This window comes from uncultured Mucilaginibacter sp. (genome assembly GCF_937859865.1).
In the GTDB taxonomy this organism is placed as follows: Bacteria; Bacteroidota; Bacteroidia; order Sphingobacteriales; family Sphingobacteriaceae; genus Mucilaginibacter_A.
Genome location: NZ_CALMAT010000036.1, coordinates 1 through 6,672, shown reverse-complemented (window position 1 = coordinate 6,672; position 6,672 = coordinate 1). Strand labels below are relative to the sequence as shown.

General features: G+C 41.9%; 7 protein-coding genes and 1 pseudogene. 3 read left to right on the top strand and 5 right to left on the bottom strand.

Translation table 11 applies throughout. The features are described from left to right. Together Q0192_RS04400 and Q0192_RS04395 are read right to left on the bottom strand one after the other, a co-directional pair. Positions 1–123, bottom strand: a pseudogene (locus Q0192_RS04400) (6,7-dimethyl-8-ribityllumazine synthase); the annotation flags it as partial. A 66-nt stretch (positions 124–189) separates the two neighbouring features. After that, entirely contained in the window at positions 190–888 is a 699-nt protein-coding gene (locus Q0192_RS04395; protein ID WP_299286650.1) for a tetratricopeptide repeat protein, read from the bottom strand. 136 nt (positions 889–1,024) lie between these two features. On the opposite strand from Q0192_RS04395, the gene Q0192_RS04390 reads away from it, so the two are divergent. Next, positions 1,025–2,137 (top strand): DNA replication/repair protein RecF, encoded by a 1,113-nt coding sequence (locus Q0192_RS04390; protein WP_299286647.1) that lies wholly within the window; start codon positions 1,025–1,027, stop codon positions 2,135–2,137. After that, a complete protein-coding gene (locus Q0192_RS04385; RefSeq protein ID WP_299286644.1) occupies positions 2,118–2,408 on the top strand; it encodes a DUF721 domain-containing protein in 291 nt (96 codons plus the stop codon). The genes Q0192_RS04390 and Q0192_RS04385 overlap by 20 nt, the downstream gene beginning before the upstream one ends. A gap of 186 nt (positions 2,409–2,594) precedes the next feature. On the opposite strand, the gene Q0192_RS04380 is transcribed toward Q0192_RS04385, so the two are convergent. Together Q0192_RS04380 and lepA are read right to left on the bottom strand one after the other, a co-directional pair. Beyond that, a complete protein-coding gene (locus tag Q0192_RS04380; protein ID WP_299286641.1) occupies positions 2,595–3,476 on the bottom strand; it encodes a tetrahydrofolate dehydrogenase/cyclohydrolase catalytic domain-containing protein in 882 nt (293 codons plus the stop codon). 148 nt (positions 3,477–3,624) lie between these two features. Continuing rightward, entirely contained in the window at positions 3,625–5,412 is a 1,788-nt protein-coding gene (gene lepA, locus Q0192_RS04375) for a translation elongation factor 4 (RefSeq protein WP_299286638.1), read from the bottom strand. Positions 5,413–5,483: 71 nt separating this feature from the next. Between lepA and Q0192_RS04370 the strand changes: the two genes are divergently transcribed. After that, positions 5,484–6,371: a fructosamine kinase family protein gene (locus Q0192_RS04370; protein ID WP_299286635.1), complete on the top strand. Its 888-nt coding sequence runs from the start codon at positions 5,484–5,486 to the stop codon at positions 6,369–6,371. Here Q0192_RS04370 and Q0192_RS04365 read toward each other — a convergent pair. Then, positions 6,368–6,520 (bottom strand): type II toxin-antitoxin system HicB family antitoxin, encoded by a 153-nt coding sequence (locus Q0192_RS04365; RefSeq protein ID WP_299286632.1) that lies wholly within the window; start codon positions 6,518–6,520, stop codon positions 6,368–6,370. The genes Q0192_RS04370 and Q0192_RS04365 overlap by 4 nt on opposite strands. Between the last annotated feature and the right edge of the window lie 152 nt (positions 6,521–6,672).

The window sequence follows — 6,672 nt, the reverse complement described above, 5'->3', positions numbered from 1 at the left end:
ATCCAACAAAGCCCGTGTAACTTCTGCATTCCATTCGGCAACTACAATGCCGAAACGATAAAAAACAGCCGATGGTACAACCGTATGCGAAAAATCAGATAAATTTTTAAGTTGGGTAGCCATTAGTGTAGAATTAGATGTACCAATTTTTACCCGATAAAAGAAGCATCGGGAAAAAGAATGCGCATTTTATTTTTGTTCTGCTTCTGCCCGGGCAATGTATTTATCAATGCTGGCTGCATCGCTGCTTTCAGGGAAATCGGTTTTAATTTTACGATAAGTATCGGCCGCATCTTTAAAATTCTTTTGCGCTTCGTAAACCAAACCTAATTTCTTTAAGTACAAAGGAGAAACAAAGCTGTTGTTGCCTTTATCGGCTGCTTTTTTATAGTAAGTTGCCGCTTTATCAAAATCTTTCAATTCTACATAAGCATCGCCGGTATCGCCCAAAGCTTGTGCAGCAATAATCAAATCATCGCCGCGGTAATTGGTAAAATTATCAATGGCTTTTTTGTATTCGCCTTTGTTTAAATAAGCAACGCCCAGGTAATAAAAAGCCAGGTTGGCCGCTTTGGTATTGCTGTATTCGTCAATAATCTTCGCAAATCCCGGGTAACCGGCATCGCCGTTGATGGCTTTGTCCCATTGTTTTTTGTCCCAATAATCCTGCGCCACATACATTTGGTTGGAAGCTTCCGTTTCGCGCGGGGCGAGGTAAAATTTTTGGTAAGCGAAATAAATGATGATTAAAGCGATCACTGCCGAGCTGATAAAAAGTAAGCTCTTCTGGTTTTCGCGCACAAAATTTCCGGTTTGCGCCAAAGGTTTTGGTTCCGCAGCAGGTTTAACTTCCGTAACAACTTTAGTATTTGGTTGATTAATTGACATTTGTATCCAAAAATTTAGTGTGCAAAAATACAGTTTTAACCATCTTTAGCAATACCTATTTCAATCAATTTAAAACAGTTTTTTATGGATTGTTGTTACGGCCGAAGCGCAGGATTGCTAACTTTGAAGCCCAAACATGCACTTAACACAGCTTTCCCTGCTTAACTTTAAAAATTATACTGAGGCCGATCTCAATTTTCGGCCCAGCGTAACGGTTTTTGCAGGCGATAACGGCGCCGGGAAAACCAATTTGCTGGATGCCATCCATTACCTTTCGTTGTGCAAAAGTTACTTCAACCCAATTGATAGTCAGCAAATTTTGCAGGGCGCTGATTTTTTTATGGTAAACGGCGTATTCCTTAAAGAAGATCAAAAAGATTCCGTTTCCTGCGTTGTAAAACGCAACCAGAAAAAGCAGTTCAAGCGCAATAAAAAGGAATACCAGCGGCTGGCTGATCACATCGGTTTGTTTCCGTTGGTGATGCTTTCTCCATACGATATCAACATTATTATGGAAGGCAGCGAGGAGCGGCGGAAGTTTATTGACAACGTCATTTCGCAAACCGATCATCAGTACCTGGACGAATTGATTACGTACAACAAAACCTTAATCAACCGAAACCTGCTGTTAAAAGGCATTGCCGAAACCGGAAAGTATGACCCGGCTTTGTTGGAAGTTTTTGATGAACAATTGGTGGCTTCCGGCAAAATCATCTTCCAAAAAAGGAAAGCGTTTATGGAGGCTTTTACCGATATTTTTAACCAGCATTACCAATATTTAAGCGAAGATGCCGAGCGCGTAGAATTGCTTTACGAATCGCAATTGTTGCAGGATGATTTTGCGGCGATTTTAAAGAAATCAACCGAGCGCGACCGGGCTTTGGAACGAACCAGCGTTGGCATCCACAAAGATGATCTGCAGTTTTCCATCCATCAAATGCCAATGAAAAAGTTTGGTTCGCAAGGCCAGCAAAAATCGTTTTTGGTGGCTTTAAAACTGGCGCAGTACAGCTTTTTATACCAGCAAAAAGGCTTTAAACCGTTGCTTTTGTTAGATGACATTTTTGATAAGTTGGACGAAAAGCGCATCCACAAACTGATGCAAATGGTTTCTGATAATCATTTCGGCCAGGTTTTTATCACCGATACCAACGCCGAACGGATGCAGCAAATTTTTGACCGGATTGGCGTGGAAGTAACTATTTTTAACGTGCACAAAGGACAAGTAAATGGGCCGAACCAACGATAAAACGGTAAAAGAAGCTTTGGGCCTGATGCTAAAAGTTTACAAAATCAAGCGCAAGTTTGATGAAACCGCCGTGATTGCACATTGGGCAGATTTGGTTGGAAAACCTGCCGCCAACCGCACCAAAGAACTTTTTATCTTAAACCGAAAGTTGTTTATACGGATGGATTCTTCCGTTATTAAAAATGAACTGGTACGGATGCGCCTGGAAATTATCGGAAAAATAAACGAACAGGCCGAAACAGAACTAATTACAGAGATTATTTTGTTGTGAAGATTTTATGCCGGTAAAAGAAGCATCACGAAAATTGCAATGCTTCTTTTATGCCTGTTAATTTGGTGAGGTTTTGTCATCCTGATGATAGGAGGAATCTTCTTCAAAGCGATGTCAAAAAAAGTTGAAATAAGATTTCTCCCTTCGGATCGAAATGCCAGCGAATGCTTCTTTTACCGCCTATTTTTAAGCGTAAATCTCTTTTCGTGCCGCTGCTAACGTATTTTTTAACAACCCGATAATCGTCATTAAACCCACACCACCCGGAACAGGCGTAATCCAGGAAGCTTTTGGCGCCACGTTTTCAAAATCAACATCGCCGTACAATTTATAGCCGGATTTGGTTTGGGTCGAAGTTTCGCGGTTCATGCCCACATCAATCACGATCACGCCATTTTTCACCATATCCGCTGTAATAAAATTCTTTTTACCGATGGCAACGATCAGGATATCAGCTTCCAAAGTATATTTTTTAATATCTGGCGTACGGCTGTGGGAAATGGTAACCGTGCAATTTCCCGGGTGTGCATTGCGCGACATCAACACACTCATTGGCGAACCTACAATCGTGCTTCTTCCTACAACCACACAATGCATTCCTGCCGTTTCTATGCCGTAAGCTTTCAGCAATAAAGTAATCCCGTAAGGCGTTGCCGGAACAAAAGAAGGCAAGTTGCGCAGCATTCTGCCCAAATTAACCGGATGAAAACCGTCCACATCTTTCCGAAAATCAATCATATCAGTTACTTTATCAGGGTTGATATGTTTTGGAAGCGGGAGTTGAACAATAATTCCGTCAATTCCATCATCGGCATTTAGTTCGGCCACTTTTTCCAGCAGTTCTTCTTCGCTCACGTCATCTTCATAACGAACCAACGAAGATTGAAAACCAACTTTTTCGCAGTTGCGCATTTTGCTGGCCACGTAAGTTTCGCTGCCGCCATCATGCCCTACTAAAACCGCTACCAAATGTGGTTTGCGGCCAATTTGCGTCAACAGTTCGGCTGCTTCTTCAGCAATTTCAAGTTTTAGTTTTTCGGAGATAAGTTTGCCGTCGAGGATTTGCATTTTGAGGAGTATTTAGTATCGAATAGCAAGTATCAAGACAAAAATCTAACAACGCATGATCAATACTTCTTTTATCAATGTAAATTTCGGTAACTTGTATTGGTCTTGATACTTACGACTGAATACTTGCTACTTGATACTTCTTTTATCAATCTAATTTCAAAACCGCCATAAACGCCGATTGCGGAATTTCTACATTACCAACCTGGCGCATCCGTTTTTTACCCTTTTTCTGTTTTTCCAGCAACTTACGTTTACGGGAGATATCACCGCCGTAACATTTTGCGGTTACATCTTTTCGCAACGCTTTTACGGTTTCGCGGGCGATAATTTTGGCACCGATAGAAGCCTGAACGATAATTTCAAACTGCTGGCGCGGGATCAATTCTTTCAGCTTTTCGCAAATCTTCTTGCCAAAATCATACGAATTGCTTCGGTGAATCAGGGAAGATAAAGCATCAACCGGTTCGCCGTTTAAGCGGATATCCAATCGCACCAAATCCGACTGACGGTAACCAATTTGTGTATAATCAAAAGAAGCATAACCTTTGGAAATCGTTTTCAGTTTATCGTAAAAATCAAATACAATTTCGCCCATCGGCAGCTCAAAAATCAGTTCTACGCGGTCGGAAGTAAGGTAAGATTGATTGACAATCGTTCCGCGTTTTTGGATGCAAAGCGACATTACCGGGCCAACAAACTCCGATTTAGTAATGATATTGGCTTTGATATAAGGTTCTTCCACAAAATCCAACTTGCTCGGATCAGGCAGATCGGAAGGATTGTGAACTTGCAATTCTTCGCCTTTTGTGGTAAAAGCTAAGTAAGAAACGTTAGGAACCGTTGTAATTACGGTCATGTCAAACTCGCGTTCCAGCCGTTCCTGAATAATTTCCATATGCAGCATACCGAGGAATCCGCAACGGAAACCAAAACCCAAAGCCGCAGAAGATTCCGGTTCAAAAACCAGCGAAGCATCATTTAACTGCAACTTGGCCATACTTTCGCGCAGCTCTTCAAACTCATCCGTATCAACCGGATAAATGCCGGCAAAAACCATTGGTTTTACTTCTTCAAAACCTTGTATTCCGGTTGCGCACGGCCGGTCAACGGTGGTAATCGTATCGCCAACTTTAACTTCGCGTGCTTCTTTTATGCCCGAAATTATGTAACCTACATCGCCGGTTTTAATCACCGCTTTGGGCAATTGGTTCAACTTCAACGTACCAACTTCATCTGCAAAATATTGCTTTTCGGTTGCCACGAATTTTACTTTATCACCTTTTTTGATCTCGCCATTCACTACTTTAAAATAAGCAATGATGCCGCGGAAAGAATTGAAAACCGAATCAAAAATCAACGCCTGCAACGGTGCATCCGGATCGCCAACCGGCGGCGGCACGCGTTTTACAATCGCTTCCAAAATCTCGTGCACGCCCAAACCCGTTTTGCCGGATGCCGCCAAAATATCTTCGCGTTTGCAGCCAATCAAATCAACAATTTGGTCTTTCACTTCCTCGGGCATGGCACCGGGCAAATCCATTTTGTTGAGCACCGGGATAATTTCCAAATCATTTTCCAACGCCAAATACAAGTTAGAAATGGTTTGTGCCTGGATGCCTTGCGACGCGTCCACAATTAGCAGCGCACCCTCGCAGGCAGCGATGGAACGGGAAACTTCATACGAAAAATCAACGTGGCCGGGCGTGTCAATCAGGTTTAAAACGTAGGGCTGGCCGTCCAAAATATAATCCATTTGAATGGCATGACTTTTTATGGTGATGCCGCGTTCGCGTTCCAAATCCATATCGTCAAGCAGTTGCGCCTGCGATTCGCGTTGCGTAATGGTGTGCGTATATTCGAGCAAACGGTCGGCCAGCGTACTTTTGCCGTGGTCAATGTGTGCAATAATGCAAAAATTGCGGATGTGCTTCATTTGAACCGCAAAAATAGCGTTTTAAAGGCACAATTGTTGGGTATAATTTTGGCGGAATTTAACACAGGACAATGAAAAGTTTTACAGCAGAATTTAGGGCAGAACTGGAACAGATTTTACACCAAAAATTAGGCGGTAAAAGCAGCATCCACGAAATTGTGGAAGTTACGGGCGGCAGCATCAACGAAGTTTATCGACTGCAAACGGCTGCTGGCTTTTTTATTTTAAAGCTGAACAGCGCCCAGCAATTTCCAACAATGTTTGAACAGGAAGCCGAAGGTTTGGAAGCCATTCGCAAAACAAAAACAGTTGCCGTGCCGGAGGTAATTGCAAGCGGACATATTGGCTACCAAAGTTTTTTACTGTTAGAATACATAGAAACCGGAAGCAAAACGCCGACAGCCATGCAATTATTAGGTTCGCAATTGGCGCAAATGCATCAAAACACTGCGCCTGATTTTGGTTTTGAAAACGATAATTACATGGGTTCGTTGCCGCAATCCAACAAAAAACACGAAAGCTGGCAATCGTTTTTTGTAGAAGAACGCTTAAAACCGATGGTGAAGTTGGCTTTCGATGCTTCTTTTATAGACCAAAAATTGGTATCGGATTTTGAAAGTTTGTACCAAAAGCTGGGCGGGTTTTTTGAGGAAGAAAAACCCGCTTTAATCCACGGCGATTTGTGGGGCGGCAATTATTTAGTCGGCAGCGAAGGGAAACCTTATTTAATTGACCCGGCCGTAAGTTACGGTTTCCGTGAGTTTGATCTGGCGATGACGCATCTTTTCGGTGGTTTTAATGCTGATTTTTATCAGGCTTACCAGGAAGAATTTCCCTTGCAAAAAGGATGGCAGCAGCGTGTGGATTTGTGGAATTTGTATCCGTTGTTGCTGCATTTAAATTTATTTGGCACGGGCTATTTAGGGCAGGTAAAGAGTGGGTTGAAGAAGTTTATTTAATCTTCAAAATACAATTCTAAAGCTTCCTGCAAATTTGCTAAAGCTTCTTCTTTTGATTCACCAAAGCTGGAAACTTCAACGTTTAAACATTTGGCTACATAAAATTTATCTTCTTTCCAAACTATGTTTTCTAAGTCTACTGTTTTCATTGTTTTTTTATTTGAAGGTACTAAAATATTCCTAAACCTGCTGTATCCTCCTTCTTTCTTCAAAAGAAATAAATTCATCTTTTAAATCAATGCTAAATTTCTTATCATTGCTTGATGCAGCAAAACCCGCAACTCGAACTCGCCAATAACTT